General features: G+C 71.9%; 17 protein-coding genes and 3 pseudogenes. 12 read left to right on the plus strand and 8 right to left on the minus strand.

Annotation, left to right across the window (positions count from 1 at the left end):
- Positions 1-17 precede the first annotated feature (17 nt).
- Positions 18-428, minus strand: coding sequence for an ACT domain-containing protein (locus SSPS47_RS03895; RefSeq protein WP_164248757.1), 411 nt, complete (start codon positions 426-428; stop codon positions 18-20).
- A gap of 191 nt (positions 429-619) precedes the next feature.
- On the opposite strand from SSPS47_RS03895, the gene SSPS47_RS35195 reads away from it, so the two are divergent.
- The 8 genes and pseudogenes from SSPS47_RS35195 (at position 620) to SSPS47_RS03935 (ending at position 7,375) form a co-directional block, all read left to right on the plus strand.
- Complete coding sequence (locus tag SSPS47_RS35195; RefSeq protein ID WP_164248759.1) at positions 620-1,141, plus strand: erythromycin esterase family protein; 522 nt, start codon at positions 620-622, stop codon at positions 1,139-1,141.
- Positions 1,138-2,050: pseudogene (locus SSPS47_RS03905) on the plus strand (dihydrodipicolinate synthase family protein). The gene SSPS47_RS35195 and the pseudogene SSPS47_RS03905 overlap by 4 nt, the downstream one beginning before the upstream one ends.
- Positions 2,047-3,279, plus strand: a pseudogene (locus SSPS47_RS03910) (dihydroxy-acid dehydratase); the annotation flags it as partial. The pseudogenes SSPS47_RS03905 and SSPS47_RS03910, both read left to right, overlap by 4 nt.
- Before the next feature lie 274 nt (positions 3,280-3,553).
- Positions 3,554-3,895, plus strand: coding sequence for a hypothetical protein (locus SSPS47_RS03915; RefSeq protein ID WP_164248761.1), 342 nt, complete (start codon positions 3,554-3,556; stop codon positions 3,893-3,895).
- A gap of 19 nt (positions 3,896-3,914) precedes the next feature.
- Entirely contained in the window at positions 3,915-4,940 is a 1,026-nt protein-coding gene (locus SSPS47_RS03920; RefSeq protein ID WP_239064766.1) for a polyprenyl synthetase family protein, read from the plus strand.
- 108 nt (positions 4,941-5,048) lie between these two features.
- Entirely contained in the window at positions 5,049-6,251 is a 1,203-nt protein-coding gene (locus SSPS47_RS03925; RefSeq protein ID WP_164248765.1) for an oxygenase MpaB family protein, read from the plus strand.
- Positions 6,252-6,433: 182 nt separating this feature from the next.
- Positions 6,434-6,751, plus strand: a pseudogene (locus SSPS47_RS03930) (endonuclease/exonuclease/phosphatase family protein); the annotation flags it as partial.
- 153 nt (positions 6,752-6,904) lie between these two features.
- Positions 6,905-7,375 (plus strand): Rieske (2Fe-2S) protein, encoded by a 471-nt coding sequence (locus tag SSPS47_RS03935; RefSeq protein ID WP_164248767.1) that lies wholly within the window; start codon positions 6,905-6,907, stop codon positions 7,373-7,375.
- A 230-nt stretch (positions 7,376-7,605) separates the two neighbouring features.
- Here SSPS47_RS03935 and SSPS47_RS03940 read toward each other — a convergent pair whose 3' ends face one another.
- Positions 7,606-8,523, minus strand: coding sequence for a LysR family transcriptional regulator (locus SSPS47_RS03940; protein ID WP_164248769.1), 918 nt, complete (start codon positions 8,521-8,523; stop codon positions 7,606-7,608).
- Between the two features lie 73 nt (positions 8,524-8,596).
- On the opposite strand from SSPS47_RS03940, the gene SSPS47_RS03945 reads away from it, so the two are divergent.
- On the plus strand, positions 8,597-9,682 hold the full coding sequence (locus SSPS47_RS03945; RefSeq protein ID WP_164248770.1) for a DMT family transporter: 1,086 nt from the start codon (positions 8,597-8,599) through the stop codon (positions 9,680-9,682).
- Here SSPS47_RS03945 and SSPS47_RS03950 read toward each other — a convergent pair.
- Positions 9,673-11,004, minus strand: a complete 1,332-nt coding sequence (locus SSPS47_RS03950; RefSeq protein ID WP_203557781.1) for an aminotransferase class I/II-fold pyridoxal phosphate-dependent enzyme — start codon at positions 11,002-11,004, stop codon at positions 9,673-9,675. The two genes, SSPS47_RS03945 and SSPS47_RS03950, sit on opposite strands and share 10 nt — an antisense overlap.
- A gap of 36 nt (positions 11,005-11,040) precedes the next feature.
- On the opposite strand from SSPS47_RS03950, the gene SSPS47_RS03955 reads away from it, so the two are divergent.
- Positions 11,041-11,715: a pyridoxamine 5'-phosphate oxidase family protein gene (locus SSPS47_RS03955; protein WP_164248774.1), complete on the plus strand. Its 675-nt coding sequence runs from the start codon at positions 11,041-11,043 to the stop codon at positions 11,713-11,715.
- A 43-nt stretch (positions 11,716-11,758) separates the two neighbouring features.
- Here SSPS47_RS03955 and SSPS47_RS03960 read toward each other — a convergent pair whose 3' ends face one another.
- From SSPS47_RS03960 to SSPS47_RS03970, 3 genes are all read right to left on the minus strand, one after another.
- Positions 11,759-12,733, minus strand: a complete 975-nt coding sequence (locus tag SSPS47_RS03960) for an EamA family transporter (RefSeq protein WP_164248776.1) — start codon at positions 12,731-12,733, stop codon at positions 11,759-11,761.
- A 161-nt stretch (positions 12,734-12,894) separates the two neighbouring features.
- A complete protein-coding gene (locus tag SSPS47_RS03965) occupies positions 12,895-13,947 on the minus strand; it encodes an EamA family transporter (RefSeq protein ID WP_164248779.1) in 1,053 nt (350 codons plus the stop codon).
- A gap of 84 nt (positions 13,948-14,031) precedes the next feature.
- Positions 14,032-14,520, minus strand: coding sequence for a Clp protease N-terminal domain-containing protein (locus tag SSPS47_RS03970; protein ID WP_239065212.1), 489 nt, complete (start codon positions 14,518-14,520; stop codon positions 14,032-14,034).
- 301 nt (positions 14,521-14,821) lie between these two features.
- On the opposite strand from SSPS47_RS03970, the gene SSPS47_RS03975 reads away from it, so the two are divergent.
- Positions 14,822-15,073, plus strand: coding sequence for a hypothetical protein (locus tag SSPS47_RS03975; protein ID WP_164247410.1), 252 nt, complete (start codon positions 14,822-14,824; stop codon positions 15,071-15,073).
- Between the two features lie 31 nt (positions 15,074-15,104).
- Here the strand turns inward: SSPS47_RS03975 and SSPS47_RS03980 are convergent, their stop codons facing one another.
- A complete protein-coding gene (locus SSPS47_RS03980) occupies positions 15,105-15,710 on the minus strand; it encodes a PadR family transcriptional regulator (RefSeq protein ID WP_164248782.1) in 606 nt (201 codons plus the stop codon).
- Between the two features lie 150 nt (positions 15,711-15,860).
- Here SSPS47_RS03980 and SSPS47_RS03985 point away from each other — a divergent pair, with 150 nt between their 5' ends.
- Positions 15,861-16,682 (plus strand): PhzF family phenazine biosynthesis protein, encoded by an 822-nt coding sequence (locus SSPS47_RS03985; protein ID WP_164248784.1) that lies wholly within the window; start codon positions 15,861-15,863, stop codon positions 16,680-16,682.
- Between the two features lie 25 nt (positions 16,683-16,707).
- Here SSPS47_RS03985 and SSPS47_RS03990 read toward each other — a convergent pair whose 3' ends face one another.
- The gene (locus SSPS47_RS03990; protein ID WP_203557782.1) at positions 16,708-17,487 is read right to left on the minus strand and encodes a CPBP family intramembrane glutamic endopeptidase; all 780 of its coding nucleotides are present in this window, start codon (positions 17,485-17,487) and stop codon (positions 16,708-16,710) included.
- Positions 17,488-17,576: the final 89 nt, after the last annotated feature.

The raw sequence follows: 17,576 nt of genomic DNA on the forward strand, positions 1-17,576 counted from the left end.
AAAAAGCACTTATGTTACTACGAGCGGCCGGCCGCTGATCTACGGGAGAGCCCTTCGAGCAGGGCCATCGCACGGTCGGCCACCTCGTACGGCACGAAGAGGTGGTCGTGGTGGAACCCGGCCACCACGTTGCAGCTGACTCCGGCCCCGGCGAGTTCGCGGGACACGGCGGCGGTCAGCCCGACCGCGTCCAGAGCGGAGTTCACCCGGAGCACCAGCCAGCCGGCCACGTAGTCGTACCCCAGCCCGGCGGCCTCGGCGTCCTCCTGGCTCAGCACCATGGTCAGGCCCTCGCGCTCGGCCACCGTGACGATCGGCGAGACCCCGGGGGGAACGCCGTCGGCCACCGTGGTGAACACGAAGCGCCCCGGATTCAGCTCCGGCCGCATGTCGATCAGAAGTCGTCGCAGGTCAGTCTCGCCAGGCACGGGAGACACCTTATGCAGCCGCCGGGCCCGAACGTGTATCGGACCGCCGGGCGAGGCGGCCCGTGGTACCGGTCTCCGATCGCGCCCGCTTGACCTCAACCACGGTTCATGTCCGAGCCTGTGTGTGTGCGGCACCGGCCGCGAGGAACGCGCGTCCCTGAACCGATCGGGCCGATCAAGGAGTTCCGGCGATGACCGAGACGATGCCCCAGTGGATCGGGCGTCACACCCACCGCCTCACCACGCTCGATCCCGGGGCTCCGTTGACCGATCTCCTGCCGCTGGTCGACATCGTGCGCGATGCCCGGGTGGTGGCCGTGGGCGCCTCGACCCGTCAGGCCCACGAGTTGTCCACGCTCTCGCACAGGGTTGTCCGGCTGCTGGTGGAGGATCTGGGATTCCGCTCACTCGCGCTGGAGGGGGACGACGCGTCCCGGGTCGGGCTCGACGAGTACATCGGAGGCGGTACAGGGGATCCACGGGCGCTGTTGGCCGAGGCCCGGTCCTTGATGCTCGACGAGGTACGCGACCAGGCCGCTCTCGTCTCCACCGTCGCCTGGGCCGCCGATCCGTCCTGGGACCGGGAGGCCGGCGAGCACCGGGAGATCCTGCGCCTCGCCCTGGCCGGAGACTCCGCCGGCGCCGCACTCGCCCTGCACGACCACATCGCCTCCTTCGTACGGCGGGCGTTCCCCGAAGGAGACCAGATATGACGGACCACGGTCTTCTCTCGTCGCGGGACGCGCTCGCCGATGTCGTGGCGATCCCCGTCACGCCGTTCACCGACGACGACACCATCGACACCAAGGCGCACCGGGCGCTGCTGCGCCGGCTGATCGACGGCGGTGTGCGCACGCTCACGCCGAACGGCAACACCGGTGAGTACTACGCCCTCAGCCCCGACGAGCGCCGTACGGTCACCGAGCTGACCATCGAGGAGGCGGCCGGCCAGGCCGTGATCCTGGTGGGCATCGGCCTTGAGGTGCCGACCGCCCTGGCCGCCGCGGCGCACGCCCCGGGATTGCGGGGCCACGATGGTGATGGTCCATCAGCCGGTGCACCCCTATGTGTCGCAGGACGGCTGGATCGACTACCACCGGTCCATCGCCGAGGCGGTGCCGGAGCTGGGGGTCGTCCCGTACATACGTGATCCGCGACTGCCGGGAGAGAGCCTCGCGGCGCTCGGCGAGCTGTGCCCCAACGTCGTCGGCGCCAAGTACGCCGTGCCGGACGCCGCGCGCTTCGCCGCCTTCGCGCGGGACGCGGGGCTGGAGCGCTTCGTCTGGGTGGCGGGGCTCGCGGAGGTGTACGCACCCTCGTACTTCGCGGGCGGCGCCACCGGCTTCACATCGGGTCTCGTCAATGTCGCCCCGGCCGTCTCGCTGGGGATGCTGGAGGCGCTGCGCGCCGGGGACTACGGCACGGCCATGAAGGTCTTCGAGCGCATCCGGCCCTTCGAGGAGCTGCGCGCGGCACGGCAGTCCGCCGACCACGTGACCGTCGTGAAGGAAGCGCTTGCCGTGCTGGGCCTGTGCCGGCGTGATGTACGGGCGCCGAGCCGCGTACTGCCCGAGCCGGTACGCGCCGAGGTCGCCGGCCTGATCGCGGGCTGGCCGACATGAGCACCCACGGCGACACGCCCTCCGTCCGACTACCCGACGGACGCCTCGCCCCCGAGGACCTGCGCAGCCACCAGTGGTACGGCAGTGACATCTCCTCGGGCCTGCGCTCCTTCAGCCACCGGGTCCGCACCCGCCAGCTCGGCTATCTCCCCGAGGAGCACCTCGGCAAGCCGGTCGTCGCGATCCTCAACACCTGGTCCGACATCAATCCCTGCCATGTCCATCTGCGGGAACGCGCGCAGGCGGTCAAGCGGGGCGTCTGGCAGGCGGGCGGCTTCCCGCTGGAATTCCCGGTGTCCACGCTCTCCGAGACGTTCCAGAAGCCGACCCCCATGCTCTACCGCAACATGCTGGCGATGGAGACCGAGGAGCTGCTCCGCTCCTACCCGGTCGACGGCGCCGTCCTGATGGGCGGCTGCGACAAGACGACACCGGCGCTGCTGATGGGCGCCGCGTCCGTGGACCTGCCGACCGTCCTCGTACCGGCCGGGCCGATGCTTCCCGGACACCGGCGCGACGAAGTACTCGGCTCCGGCACCGACATGTGGAAGTACTGGGACGACCGGCGCGCCGGTCTGATCGGTGACTGCGAGCTGACGGAGCTGGAGAACGGCCTCGCCCGCTCCCCCGGCCACTGCATGACCATGGGCACGGCGTCGACCCTGACCGCCGCCGCCGAGGTGCTCGGTGTCACGGTCCCGGGGGCGTCCTCGGTCCCGGCCGTCGACTCCGGGCACGAGCGGATGGCGGCCGAGTCCGGACGGCGGATCGTGGAGCTGGTGTGGCGGGACCTCACCCTGTCGAAGGTCCTCACGCCCGACGCGTACGAGGACGCCGTCGCGACCGTCCTGGCGCTCGGCGGCTCCACCAACGCCGTCATCCACCTGATCGCGATGGCCGGCCGCTCCGGGATCCCCCTCACCCTCGCCGACTTCGACCGCGTCGCCCGCACCGTGCCCGTCCTCGCCGACCTCCGCCCCGGCGGCAGGTACCTGATGGAGGACTTCCACTTCGCCGGCGGGCTGCCCGGCTTCCTGTCCCGGCTGACCGACGTCCTGCATCTGGACCGCCCCACCGTCGCGCACGACACCCTGCGCGAACAGCTCCACGGCGTCCGGGTCCACAACTCCGACGTCATCCGCGAACGCGACAACCCCCTCGCCACCGAGGGTGGTGTCGCCGTGCTGCACGGCAACATCTGTCCCGACGGCGCCGTCATCAAGCACATCCTTCCAGAAGGTGCTCCTCGGCGACATGACCGCCAAGGAGTTCGCCGACAAGGTGGCCAAGGAGCTGAACGACGCCCAGGCGGAGTGGAAGGAGCAGACCGAGAAGTGACACCCGGTCCGCGGCCGTCACCGGTCGCGGACCGGCCGCCGTACACCTGAACGAGTGATCACTTGATGGGGTCTTCGAGGATCATCGGCGCCGGCCACCGGGCACTCTGCTGGCAGGGGCGGGCACGGACGTGCCGGCCTGGGGCGGAGGGCGGGGACGGTGCGCATGCCACGGGACATCCATCGCGACGGCGGGGGCGGGGGCGGTGACGGCGGGGGCGGTCCGGTGCTCCTGCTGGCCGGCCTGGCCGATCTGGCGCTGAGTACGTGCGGGTCGGCGCTCAAGGCCGCGGGCGGTCTGCTGGGGCGCTCGGACATCGGAGCCCTGGCTGCGGAGGGCCGGCAGGATCTCCAGGCACGCGGGCGACTGGCCCTCGGCCGACTGACACTCGACCACCTGGGCTCGCACGGCCCGGGCGCCGGGGGCGAGGCGCACATGGAGATCCTCGCGCGCCACGCGCACCTCCACGCGCGACGCCGCGGCCCCGACGGCGGCGCCGGTGTCTGAGCCTTACGGGGGAGCTGAGTTGAGGTCCCGCGTCGACCGGGAACTGGAACGGTTCGTGGGCGCCGAGGCCGAGGCGCTGCTCGCGCTCGACGACGCACTGGCGCCGCTCGTGGACGTACTGACGGCGGTGACCGCCCGCGGGAAACGGCTGCGGTCGGCGTTCTGTTACTGGGGCTGGCGCGCCGCGGGGCAGCCGGACAGCGACGCGATGGTGCGGGCGGCGGCGAGCATGGAGCTGGTGCACGCCGCGGCGGTGGTGCACGACGACATCATCGACGACAGCGCTCTGCGGCACGGCCTGCCGACCGCCCATGTCGCCCTGCGCGGGGCGTTCGCGGCCGGATCACGCCGAAGGACGCGGGCGCGGTCGATGGCGATGCTGGCCGGCGACCTGCTGATGTCGTGGGCCGGCCAGATGTTCACCGGCTGCGGGCTGCCCGCGGCGTATCTGGGGCGGGCCCGCGGCCTGTGGGCCGTGCTGGCCCGGGAGCTGATCGCCGGGGAGGCCCTGGAGATCCTGCACACCGTGGGCGAGGCCGATGTGCGGCGATCGCTGAAGGTGATCCGTTACAAGACGGCCAAGTACACCGTCGAGCACCCGCTGCACATCGGTGCCGGGCTCGGCGGCGCCGATCCCGCCCTGAGCGCGGCGTTCACCGACTACGGCCTCCCGCTGGGCGAGGCATTCCAGTTGCGGGACGACCTGATCGGTCTGTTCGGCGACCCCGCGACCACCGGCAAGTCGAACACCGACGACATCTCGGCCGCCCGGCCCACCGCGCTCATCGCCCTCACCCGGCAGGCGGCGACCCCCGCCGAGCGGGCCGAGTTGACGACTCTCCTCGGGCGCCGCACCCTCACCACCCCTCAACTGCGGCGCGTGCGTGCCGTCGTGGAGCGGACCGGGGCACGCGACCGCGTCGAGGACATGATCGGCGAACGGGTCGAGGTCGCCGTCCGCGCGCTGGACGGCGCCGGTCTTCCCGACCTCGCGCACCGCTCGCTGACCCGGCTCGCCACCGCGGCCACCAACAGGCCGGGCTGACGGACCGACCTCCTTCCGACTCGCCGGCCGTCCCCCGTCCGCGGTCCGCCTCCCGCGGTCCCGCGGGCCCGACGCCACTTCCGAGCCCTTCTCTCGAAAGGTCCGTCCGTGACCTGCACCGATTTCACCGAACAGTCCCTCGACGCCCTGCGCAGCTCCGGCGACGAACTGGCGGACGCCACCGTCGCGACCCTCTTCGAACGCGGTCAGGTGGGCACGTACAACTCCCTCATGCGGTACGTCTCCACGGCCGGGCAGCCGCTGCCGGACGGTCTGCCGGAGGTCGCCCGTGAGTATCTGCACCGGACCGCCGCCCCTCCGGCGTGGGTGGACTGGGACGAGATGGAGAGGGCGCGGCTGTTCTTCATCGACAACAACGTGCACATCTCCACCGCGCTGTCCTTCGCCTCCATGCCCGCCTGCTTCCTCGTGCCGCACGTGGCGAAGCTGCTGTCGGCGAGCCATTCGCTCAACTTTCCGTCCAGGCGGATGGCGGAGACCGGGCAGTTCACCGTCCATCTGATGCAGCCGAACGCCTTCGAGGCGGGCAGCCGGTTCATCCCCGCCGCCCAGAAGGTCCGGCTGCTGCACGCGTCGATCCGCTATCACCTCGGGCGGGAGGGGCGCTGGGACGTGGCGGGCCTGGGGACGCCGATCTGCCAGGAGGACATGATCGGCGGGCAGATGATGTTCTCCATCCAGGTCCTGGACGCCCTGCACCGACTCGGCATCCATATGAGTACGGAGGGCGCGGAGTCCTACTACTACGCCTGGCGTGTGGTGGGCGCCATGCTCGGCGTCGACCAGGACCACGTGCCGGCCGACCTGGCCGCGGCGCGCCACTTCTCGGACCTGTACATGACGCGCCACATGGGCCCGAGCGAGGAGGGTGTCCATCTCACCCGCCAACTGATCGACCTGTACGAGGAGGTGGTGCCCGGCACCCTCCTCGACCCCGTCGTCTCCGCTCTCGTTCGCCATCTGATCGGTGACACCTCCGCCGACTGGCTCGAAGTGCCCCGTACCCGGTGGGACACGCTCGTCAAGGCGGTCCCGGTGCTCCTGAACGTGCTGGAGACCGTCGAGGACCGCTCCCCCCTCGGAGCCTGGGCCCTGGACCGCCTCGGCCACCTCACCACCATGTTCGAGCTCTCCTCCCTCACCCGCGGCCGGGTCATGCACTACGCGATCCCGGAGCAGCTGAGGAAGGAGTACGGCCTCTCCTCCACCGTCCCGCGCACCCGCCGCTGGACTCCCCCGGCTCCCGTGGTCTCCGCGCCGAACGGTGACGCGGCGGACAGGCACGCGTAGACGGCAACTGTTCCACCTGGTGGTTCGTCTTGATGGACAGGATCAAGCGGATGGGAAGCCATGGTGGAGCAGGCTCGGGCGCTCGGAGATGTGCCGTCGACGGCGACGACGGCACCGCGGTGGACGGGGCGGTGGACCGGTCGGCGGACCGGTCGGCGGACTCCGGGAGGGGACGGGCCGCGGTCCGGTCGTCCTCGCGGGACGAGAGCGCCGGGCTGCTGGGCGAGGCCGTGGCCGCCGAGACGACGGAAGCGGTGATCGCGCTGGGCGATCCCAACGGCACGGTCGACGACCGGGGGCTGACCCCGCTCACATCCCGGCTGAACGTGGCGGAACGGGGCTTCGCCCTCAGCTTCCCCACCGCCTTCCCGGTGGCGCGGATCGACCAGGTGATGGCCCGCTCGGCGACCGTCGCCCACATCCGCACGCTGCGCGCGACCGGCAGCGACCATCTGCCGGTCGTCGCCGGGATCACGGGTCTCGACCGCCCCGATGGCTGATCGTGGTGAGGAAACGGCCTGTTCCGGACATCGATCTCCCCGAGGAGTCCTTGAGACTTTGAGAAAGTCCTGGGGGGCTTGAACACCGCGATCCGGCGGTGCGTACCCCCTGAGGAACCGGCCGCCGGGGCCGGCCACGGACAGGGAGCAGACATGACGGGAACGCAGGACACCGCACCGACGACCGCGGGCCGGACAGTGCCGCGCCGCACGGTCGTGGCGGCGGCGGGCGCGGTCGGCCTGAGCGCGGCACTCGTCGCCTGCGGATCGGACGACTCATCGGACTCCGTCGGGCAGGCTCCGGCGGACGACGGCGCGAACGGTGGCGGCGGGCAGGGCGCGGTGCTCGCCAGGACCGCCGACATCCCGGAGGGCGGCGGCAAGGTCTTCGAGGCCGAGGGAGTGGTCGTCACCCAGCCGTCGGCCGGTCAGTTCAAGGCCTTCTCCTCCGAATGCACCCACTCGGGGTGCGCCGTCGGAAGCATCTCGAACGGCACCATCACCTGTCCCTGCCACGGCAGCCAGTTCGACGCGTCGGACGGCAGCGTGAAGAAGGGTCCCGCCACCAAGCCGCTGGGAGCCGCGTCGATCACCGTCGAGGGCGACGAGATCAAACTCGCCTGAACCAGCGGCCTCGATCACCGGCCCGTATCATCCGCCGGCCCCGCCGGACAGGACCTGGGTCCTGTCTTCGAACTGGCGTCGTCCGCCCGCGGGGCGGGGCTCACGGCGTCCGGTGCGTGCGATCGCAAGACGGAGGATCGCATCCGTACCGGGCGTACTCGGGCCAGTCCGACAACGCGGCGGGCGTGCGTGCCAGACGCCGTGAGCCGGACGCCAGTTCGAAAACAGTACTAGGCCGCGTCCGCCGCCTTCACCGCTCCCGCCGCCTCCTCCAGCGCCTCGACCGCCGCCCTGATCGACGGGCGGCGGTCGGCGTCGGCGCGCCACACCGCGTCCACGTGCCGGAACATCTTCTGCCGTACGGGCACGGCCACCACGCCCTCGGGCAGTCGCCCGCGTCCCATCCGGGGCGCGACGCAGACCCCCAACCCGCCGCCGACCAGCTCCAGTTGGGTGTGCTGCTCGCCGGCCATGTGCTCGATCCGCGGCTCGATCCCCTTCGAACGCAGCGTGAACACCAGCCACTCGTGGCAGAACTCGCCCGTCGGCCAGGACACCCACGAGTCGTGGGCGAACTCCTCCAGATCCACATCACGCCGCTCCGCGAGCGGGTGATCGGCCGGCATCGCCACATCGGCCGCGTCCTCCAGCAGGGACGCCGTCGCCAGCCCGCCGGGCACCGGCAGCCGTTTGTTGTTCCAGTCCAGTACGACGGCGAGGTCGAGGTCGCCCCGCAGGACCTGGCGGATGGCGCCGTCGGGCTCCAACTCCAGCGAGCGCACCCGCAGATCGGGATGCGCCTTGCGCAGCGAGGCGAGCGCGACGGGGAACAGACCGCGGGCCGCCGTGGGGAACGCCGACAGCCGCACCTCACCGACCACCTGGCCGCGCCGCGCCTCGATGTCCGACTGGGCGAGTTCCACCTGGGAGATGATCCGCGCGGCGTGGTCGGCGAGGAGGCGACCCGCGTCGGTGAGCCGGACGCCACGCCCGTGCTTGGTGAGCAGCTGCTGGCCGACCTCCCGCTCCAGCTTGGCCATCTGCTGCGAGACGGCCGACGTGGTGACATGGAGTCCGTCGGCCGCTCCGCTCACGGAGCCGTGCCGGGCGAGCGCGTCGAGGATCCGCAGTCTCTCCAGATTCAACATGTAAGCGATGCTACGCGAACGGGTCGAGAAATTCTCGCTTGTCCTAAGAGGTTACGGGCCGCATCGTAGCCGTATGACCACAGCGACCCCGCGCCGCACCGGACTCTCCGGATCCCCCTCGACCACCCCGCCCAAGCCGCCGGCCGGCGCCCCGGCGACGACCGCCGACGGGCCCGACCCCGCCGCGAGCCGCCGCCCCGCGATCGACTGGCGCATCCGGTTCGGCGTGCTCTCGCTGATCTGGGGCTTCAGCTTCCTGCTCATCAAGGTCGGCACCCATGGCTACGCGCCGTTCCAGGTGACCTTCGGCAGGCTGTTCTTCGGTACGGCGGTCCTCGCGGTCGCGATAGCGGTACGGCGCGAGCGGCTGCCCCGCGGCATCCGCACCTGGGGTCATCTCACGGTGGCCGCGTTCATCCTCAACGCCGTGCCGTTCTCGCTCTTCTCCTACGCCGAGCTGACGATCCCGTCGACCCTCGCGGGCATCTGCAACGCCACGTCACCGCTGTGGGGCATGCTGCTGTCGCTCGTCGCGCTCTCCGAGGATCGCCCCACCCGGCGCCGCGTCGGCGGTCTGGGCCTCGGCTTCATCGGTGTCCTGACGGTGCTGGGCGCCTGGCAGGGTTTCTCGGGGCTGGACTTCAGCGGTACGGCCATGGCCCTGCTGGCCTCGCTGAGCTACGCCGTCGGCTGGGTGTACGTGCGCCGCACCCTGGCGGGCAACGGCAGCTCACATCTCTCGCTCACCGGAGCCCAGTTGTTCATGGCGACGGTTCAACTGGCCGTGATCACCCCGCTGTTCACCGATCTGCCGACCTCCTTCCCGGTGGTGCCGCTGCTCGCGGTGATCACGCTCGGCAGCCTGGGAACGGGCCTGGCCCTGCTGATCCAGTACGGCCTCGTCGCCGAAGTGGGCCCGACGACCGGGCAGATGGTCACGTACTTCGTCCCCGTCATCGCGACGGCCGCCGGTGTGGCGGTCCTCAGCGAGCCGCTGCACTGGAACACCCCGGTCGGCGCGGTCATCGTGCTCGTCGGTGCCGCGCTCACGCAGAGCAGGAGCGGCGGCTCGGCGGCGGCGCGGAAGTCCGCACCGCCGGCCGAACCGAAGCCGACGCCGGGGCCCGCGCCCACGACGGCCCGGGCCGATCAGCCGTAGCTCCGCGCCGGCGCGGCCCCCGCCGCGCCGGCGACCGCGTCCGCGACCGATTCGATGTCCTCCCCCGTCATGGACGAGACCGTCAGCCGCACGGCGGGCGCCGTCGCCATCCGGAAGCGCGCCCCGGGCGCCACCGCCCAGCCCGCGTGCAGCAGCCGCGCCACCGCACTCGTCTCCTCGGCCACCGGCACCCATACGTTCATCCCGCTGCGCCCGTACGCCTCGATCCCCCGCCCGGCCAGGGCCCGTACCAGCGCGTCGCGCCGCTCGCCGTACGCGCGCGCGACCGCGGGGGTGTCGACCGCACCCGCCGTCCACAGTTCGACGACCGCCTGTTGCAGCAGTCTGCTCACCCAGCCCGGCCCCAGCCGCTGACGGCCCGTCACCCGGTCGACGGTCACGGCGTCCCCGGTCAGCACGGCGAGCCGCAGATCGGGGCCGTAGGCCTTGGCCGTGGACCGCACGAGCGCCCAGCTGTCCGTGACCCCGGCCAGCGGGTGGAGCGGCTCGTCGACGATGCGGTGACCGTGGTCGTCCTCGATGAGCAGTACGTGGGCGTGGGCCGCCAGCACCGTACGCAGCTCCCGGGCGCGGGCCGCGCCCACCACCGCCCCTGTCGGATTCTGCGCCCGGTCGGTGACGACGACGGCCCGCGCCCCGGCCCGCAGCGCGCCTTCCAACTCCCCCGGCAGCGGCCCGTCGTCGTCCAGCGCCATCGGCACGGGGCGCAGCCCCAGCGCGGGCACCAGATCGAGCAAGGCGCCCCAGCCCGGATCCTCGACGGCGACGGTGTCGCCCGGCCGAAGGTGCGCGGCCAGGACCCGCTCGATCGCGTCCAGCGAGCCCGAGGTGACGGCGACCGGGCCGTCGGGCACGCCGTCCTCGTCCAGCCCGGCGCGGGCGAGCCGGGCGAGTTCCGGCAGGACGGCGGCGTCCCCGTACCGCCCCGGCCGCTCCGCGTGGCGCCGCGCGGCTGCGGCGAGCGCGTCATGCAGCGGTGGCAGCAGGGCGGGATCCGGATTGCCGTCCGACACCTCCCGTACGCCCTCGGGCGCTTCGACCCGGATCGAGCCGCGCGCCGTACTCGACGGCCGGGCACGCACCCGGCTGCCCCTGCGGCCCGCCGTCTCGATGACGCCCCGGTCGCGCAGGGTGCGGTACGCGGCGGCCACCGTGTTCGGGTTGACCCCCAGCTCCAGGGCCAACTCCCGCAAGGGGGGCAGCAGTCGGCCGGGCGCCAGCTGTCCGGCGCCGATGCCCCGCTCCACGCTCGCCGAAATCTCGGCGGCACGCCGCCCTTCGATCCGATACTCTCCTAGCACAAAGCACACTATGCACTAGTACATAGGAGAAGCGCAATGCCGGAGCCCACCTCCTCCGCCGCCTACCGCCCCACCGACCGCACCGTCCCCACGCGCTCCGCCAACCGCGCCTCGTACGACCGTGACCTGGTGCACGGGATACTGGACGAGACCTATCTCTGCCATCTCGGATTCGTCCGCGACGGCGCGCCCGTGGTCCTGCCCACCCTCTACGCCAGGGTCGGCGAGCGGCTGTACGTCCACGGGTCGAGCGGCTCCCGGCCGCTGCGGATGGCGGGCGACGCCGCCGACCCCGGGCTGGCGGTCTGTCTGACGGTCACCCATGTCGACGCTCTGGTGCTCGCGCGGTCGGCCTTCCACCACTCGATCAACTACCGCTCCGTCGTGGTGCACGGCACCGCGTACCAGGTGACCGACCTCGACGAGCGGCGCACCGCGCTGGACGCCGTGGTCGACCACGTGGTGCCGGGCCGCTCCTACGACTCGCGGCCCGGCAACGCGAAGGAGCTGGCGGCGACCGCCGTGCTGCGCCTCGATCTCGACGAGGTGTCCGCCAAGGTCCGCACGGGCGGCCCGAACGACGAGCCGGAGGACCTGTCGCTCCCTCACTGGACCGGTGTGGTGCCCGTCGTACGGGGATACGGCACACCGGTCCCGGCCGACGACCTGGACCCGGCCGTCGGCCTGCCCGGCTACCTCTCGGCGCTCTGACTCCGGCGCCCGCCACGCGGTGGGTCATCCGCCGGGACCGACCTCACACGAGGACGGCCGCCTTGCGCCGGTCGGAGGCGAGGCGCGCCTCGGCCGTGGCGAGACCCACCACGGCGGCGAGCAGCAACAGCGTTCCTGCCACGGTGGCGACGGTGAGCTGTTCGCCCAGCAGAGCGACCGCGATGACCGCCGCGCTCACCGGCTCCAGCAGCATGATCACGGAGACGGTCGCGGACCGTACGACCGCCGCGCCCGCGAAGTACAGGGCGTACGCGAGCGCCGTCGGCACGGCGGCGACGTACAGCAACAGCCAGAGCACCTGGGCCGGTTCGGCCGTGTGGGGCAGCAGTCCTTCGCCGGCCGCGAGCGGCAGCACGCACAGACCCGCCACCGCGAAGGCCCAGGCGGTGGTGGAGAGGGAGTCGGCCGTACCGCCGTCGCGGCCGAGCCGACGAGTGAGCAGGGTGATGGCGGCGTATCCGGCCGCCGCCAGCACCGCGTACGCGATGCCCGCGGGACGTACCGTCGCCCCGTCACCGCCGAGCACCAGGACGGCGAGGCCGGCGAGGGCGCCGACGACGGCGATCAGGCCGCTGCCGCCGAGCCGTTCGCCCATGGTCAGCCGCGCGCCGAGCGCGATGAGCACGGGGCCGGCTCCGAGGGTGACCACGGTGCCGACGGCGAGGCCGGTCTCCTCGACCGCCGCGAAGTACGCGCTCTGGAAGACCGCGAGGCCCACGCCCGTAACAACGACGCGGATCAGCCGGCGGCGGCGCGGCTCGGCCGTTGTCCCGGCTTGAAGGGCCGCCGTCGCGCGCCTGCGGCGCAGTGCGAGCGCGCCCAGCAGCAGCACGAGGCCCCCGACGCAGCGCCAGAAGGAGAGGGAGAGCGGACCGATGTCGCTGATGCGGTAGACCAGCGAGGCGGCGGCCCCGGCGGTCCCCCAGGCGACACCGGCGACGACGAGATAGAACAGACTGCGGCCGACCGACAGGCCGGACGGGGCGGAAATCGACACGTGACTTCTCCGTGTGAAGAACGGGTTGGTGGTCGCTCATGCCGTCTCGCGGGCAGCGACGGACCGCTCGGGGACTGCCCGAGCCCGGTCTTCGTCAGCGGATGGCCGCCCGCGCTCAGGCGGCGGGAGGCGGAAGTACTGTCAGTCGCATGATCGGCAGCCTACGTGGCCGTCCGTCCGGCGGACAACCCGTCCCCCTCGGCCACGGTGGCGGAGCCGTCGTCACCGTCGCCGCTGTGTTCGAAGGGCTTCGCTTCCCCGCTCAACAGCTCCGTGTCGCCCACTCCCCCGGCCCGCGCCGTGGGCGTCGACGTCTGGGCGATGAACGCGCCCACGAGCACCACGAGACCGCCCAGGATCTGCGGCGCCGACAGGTGCTCGCGGAGCAGGACCCAGGCCAGCACGGTCGCGATGACCGCTTCCAGACAGGCGACGACACCCGCGACCTGCGGCGAGAGTCTGCGGACGCTGACGACGCCCGTGGCGTACGCGAGCACGGTCGCGATGAGCACGATCCACCCGAGCAGCAGCGGCGCGGCGACCTCGGACCCTCCCATGTCGGCGCGGCCGGCCAGCAGCGACCAGTCCATGCCCCAGGGCCGGGCGACGACGGTGAGTACGAGCGTGCCGATGAGCAGCCCGTACGCGATGACGCCCAGCGGGTCGACCGCGTCGGCCGGGTCCACGGGGTCGCCGCCCTGGTCGGAGAGGAGGAAGTAGCCGACCTGGCAGCAGGCCGCGGCGAGCGCGAGCAGCAGGCCGATCGCGTCGAAGGAGAGTCCGGACCACACCTCGACGACACAAGCGAGCCCGCCGACAGCCAGAACGACACCGACGGCCGCGGCGCGGGTGACGGGCCTGCGCCGGACGAAGCGCACCCAGAGCAGGACCAGCGCCGGCGCCAGATATTCGACGAGCAGGGCGACGCCGACGGGGATACGGGAGAGCGAGGCGAAGTAGAAGGCCTGCACGCCCGCCACGGCGAACAGCCCGAAGCCCGCCAGCAGCGCGGGCCTGCGGCGGACGAGGTCACGGTGGCGCCAGGCGAGGGGCAGCATCACCAGCGCGGCTCCGGCGACGCGGAGCCAGACCACGTGCAGCGGATCGAGCCCCGCTTCGATCAGCGGCTTGGCCGCGACACCTGAACCGCCGAATGCGAAGGCCGACAAGAGAGCGAGTCCCAGGCCGACGCTTCTCCCCTGAGACGCGTGCATGGACACATCATGTCAGTCGGCGTCAGGAGCATCGGCACTTTCACACCTGTCGAGACGGATCGTCGCCGCCTGTCGCGAGTTTTGTCACACTCCGTGAGAGGCATCCGCGATACGGCCGGTCAGCGCCCGCGCGTCCACTCCGGCCCGTTCGAGCACGTTCACCGCGCGGCAGGACCGGTCGGACGCGAGCGCGTCGAGCAGATCGAGACCACCGGCCCTGGGCTCGCCTCGCCGCCGGGCCCGTTCGACGGTGCCCTCCATGACGGTGACGGCCGAAGGCGACCAGCCGGGGACCGCGGGCGTCGCCACGACGGGGACCGAGCCCGAGTCCTCCACCGTCCCCTGCCAGCGCAGCCCGTAGCCGATGCTCCGCTGGACGAGATAGCCGAAGACACGGGCGACCTGCGGACCGCCGTCGAACGCCCCGCGCACCTCGGGGTCCGACTCCAGCAGCGAGTGGAGCAGATGGGCGGTGTCTATCTGCCGGTCGCCGTCCCGGTGCGCCCTCCTGCGCGCTCCCGACACGACGGCGGCGAGCTCGGCGGAGAGTCCGGCGTCGATGTCAGCGCGGATCGAGACGGCGGAGACAACGGTCGAATCGGACTGTTCGGGCAACCAAGGGGTAGGGCTCTGCACACTCCCACCTCACCAGCCGGCCGGTGGGGAAAACATCCCCGGCGGGGAGCATTCGAGCATCCCACCGAAGTTGGGCACAGCAGTGCGCCCTCTCCTCCTTACGAATGAGATCTCGCTCCGACGCGCAGAAGGGGCGCGCGCCGCCTTGCCTCACACCCCGGCGCGACCGTCGCTGCGGAGGCTCCGTCCCCCAGGTACGACGATGCCGCCACGACCGCCGGGGGAGATCCGATGTGGGATGCCCGCCCTGCTCGCGGTCGACGGACGGCAGTACGTGTACCGCGTGTACGCGCCGGCCGACGCCCTGCGCGGCGATGTGCTCCGGGCGGCGTTCCACTGCCACGACGAGGGTCCGCACCCCCGGGCGAGCTACCGTTTCGACTCGGCGGAACTCCGGCGGCTCCGGCCTGCGGCCCGGCCGGGCATCACGGACCGGAGACGACGAAGAGGCCCCGCGACGATCTCGGTGATCGTCGCGGGGCCCTTGTGAGCCGTACGGGGCCAAGGTGCACCCGTCGGGGTCAGTCCTCGTCGGCGAGGATCAGATAGAGCCTCTTGCGGGCGTCGTTGATGACGGCGAGAGCCTTGGTGCGCTGGTCGGCGGAGCCGGTCTTCCAGACCTGCCCGAACGCCTCCATCAGGCCGAAGCCGGCCTGCCGGATCTCGTTCATCGTCTCCCAGTCGACCCCGCGCCCGGCCTCTTCCCACGGGGCGTCGGGCCCCGATTCGGCCTCGGCGCGACCGGCCTCGGTCAGTGTGAAGAGATTCTTTCCGCCCTCGCTGCGGCTGGTGATGAGCCCCTCGTCCTCCAGGAGCTGGAGGGTCGGGTAGACCGAACCGGGGCTCGGGCGCCAGGCGCCCGAGCTGCGCTCGCCGATCTCCTGGATCATCTCGTAGCCGTGCATCGGCCGGTCCTTCAGCAGCGCCAGGATCGACGCGCGCACATCGCCGCGCCGCGCCCTGCCCCTGCCTCCGCCACGGCCTCGTCCGCCACCCCCGAAGGGGGGTCCGAAGTTCGGCCCGAACGGGCCGAAGGCTCCGCGCCGCCCATCGAAGTCGCCCCGACCCCGATGGCCGGGCCCGCACTGCCCATGTCCGTGATCTTGCTCGTGTCCATGTGAACGCATCGCTACGCTCCTCCCATCGTTGATCAGTCGCGAATCTATCGCGATGGCTCAACGATATATCGGAACAGTTCGTTGAGCAACCACCTTCGATGCCAGCCGTCCGGAATTGGCCTTGGCCTGCGGTTTCCGCGCTCTCCTACGGTGCGGAGCATGCGTATTCGAATCGTCGACGCGTTCACCGACCGCCCCTTCGCCGGCAACCCCGCGGGGGTGCTGATCCTCGACACCGGCCCGTTCCCCGACGACACCTGGCTCCAGCGGGTCGCCAGGGAGGTGAACCTGTCGGAGACGGCGTTCGCCCATCCACTGGCGCCCGGCGGCGAGGCCGACTGGGCGCTGCGCTGGTTCACCCCGGCGACCGAGGTCGACATGTGCGGGCACGCCACACTCGCCACCGCCCACGTGCTGCGCACCGCCGGACTCGCGTCGGGCCCGATCCGCTTCGCCGCGCGCTGCGGCGTACTCGGCGCCACCACTCACGACGACGGAGGGCTGACCCTCGACTTCCCGACATCGTCGCTGACCCCGGTCGCGGTCCCGGACGGCGTTCCCGCGGCCCTGGGCGCCGCCCCGGTCTCGGTGCACGACACCGCGTCGCACATCGGTGATCTGCTGGTGGAGCTGGCGGACGAGCGGACCGTACGGGAACTGACACCGGACATCCGGTCGCTCGGAGCCCTCTCCCGGCGCGGCGTCGTCGTCACGGCGGCGGCCGAGGACCCGGCCCGCGGCTACGACTTCGTGTCGCGCGGATTCTTCCCGGGCGTCGGCATCGACGAGGACCCGGTCACGGGCAGCGCGCACACGGCGCTCGCCCCGTTCTGGTCGGCCCGCCTCGGCCGCGACGAACTCACGGGTCTCCAGGGGTCCGCCCGCACCGGCCTCGTCCGCACCTTGCTACGCGGCGCCCGGACGCTGCTCACGGGCCACGCGGTCACCGTCATCGACGGCGAACTGCTCGCGGCCCCCTGAGCCCACGGCTGCCGGCGCCCGCCCGCTACGGCGTCGGCAGCCAGTCCACGTGTCCGGCCAGCAGCGCGTATCCGACGAAGGCCACGATGTCGAGCAGCGCGTGCGCCACCACCAGCGGTCCGACCCGCCCCCAGCGCCGGTAGGCCAGGACGAACACCACGCCCATCACCATGTTCCCGATGAAACCGCCGACGCCCTGGTACAGGTGGTAGGAGCCACGCAGCACCGAACTCGCCACCAGGGCGGCCATCGGTGTCCACCCCAACTGATCGAGTCTGCGCAGCAGATATCCGACGACGATGACCTCTTCGAGTACGGAGTTCTGCACCGCGGACAGGATCAGTACGGGGAACTTCCACCACACCTCGGGCAGTGATTCCGGTACCACGGTGAGGTTGAACCCGGCAGCGCGCGAGGCGATGTAGAAGGCGAGCCCGGCGCTTCCGATGCCGGCGGCGATCAGCGCGCCACGGCCGAGATCGAACCAGGGCCGGCGTCGGTCGAACCCCATGTCGCGGAGTCCACTGCCCTCTCTGAGCAACAGGTGCGCCACCAGTACCACAGGCACCAACGAGCTCGCGATGCCGAACAGTTGCCAGGCGAGATCGAGCCATGGGCGTCCGGGGGCGTGCGAACCGTTGAGCGTGGCCGCCTGATCGCTCAGCCCGCCGGGCTTGGTGACCGATCCGACAAAGCTGATCAGCGCCGACACCCCGCTCGCTCCCAGCGACAGCGCCAGGACGATCAGCACCTCGGACCGCAGCATCCTGGGCGACAGGCCTTCTTGGGGAAGAGAATCGGCCACGCGGCCCGCCTCCGACTGCACAGCTGCCTCCAGTTGACTAATCGCGCCGCAAGCCCCTTCCCGTCCCGCTAGTGTCTCGAATGCGGGTA

The sequence above is a fragment of the Streptomyces sp. S4.7 genome, assembly GCF_010384365.1.
In the GTDB taxonomy this organism is placed as follows: Bacteria; Actinomycetota; Actinomycetes; order Streptomycetales; family Streptomycetaceae; genus Streptomyces.

Coding starts and splice junctions, on each gene's coding strand:
- SSPS47_RS03940 (WP_164248769.1), bottom strand. CDS start 8,523: ATGTTGAATCTGGAGAGACTGCGGATCCTCGACGCGCTCGCCCGGCAC.
- SSPS47_RS03985 (WP_164248784.1), top strand. CDS start 15,861: ATGCGTATTCGAATCGTCGACGCGTTCACCGACCGCCCCTTCGCCGGC.
- SSPS47_RS35195 (WP_164248759.1), top strand. CDS start 620: ATGACCGAGACGATGCCCCAGTGGATCGGGCGTCACACCCACCGCCTC.
- SSPS47_RS03945 (WP_164248770.1), top strand. CDS start 8,597: ATGACCACAGCGACCCCGCGCCGCACCGGACTCTCCGGATCCCCCTCG.
- SSPS47_RS03965 (WP_164248779.1), bottom strand. CDS start 13,947: ATGCACGCGTCTCAGGGGAGAAGCGTCGGCCTGGGACTCGCTCTCTTG.
- SSPS47_RS03915 (WP_164248761.1), top strand. CDS start 3,554: ATGCCACGGGACATCCATCGCGACGGCGGGGGCGGGGGCGGTGACGGC.
- SSPS47_RS03975 (WP_164247410.1), top strand. CDS start 14,822: ATGCCCGCCCTGCTCGCGGTCGACGGACGGCAGTACGTGTACCGCGTG.
- SSPS47_RS03980 (WP_164248782.1), bottom strand. CDS start 15,710: ATGCGTTCACATGGACACGAGCAAGATCACGGACATGGGCAGTGCGGG.
- SSPS47_RS03935 (WP_164248767.1), top strand. CDS start 6,905: ATGACGGGAACGCAGGACACCGCACCGACGACCGCGGGCCGGACAGTG.
- SSPS47_RS03955 (WP_164248774.1), top strand. CDS start 11,041: ATGCCGGAGCCCACCTCCTCCGCCGCCTACCGCCCCACCGACCGCACC.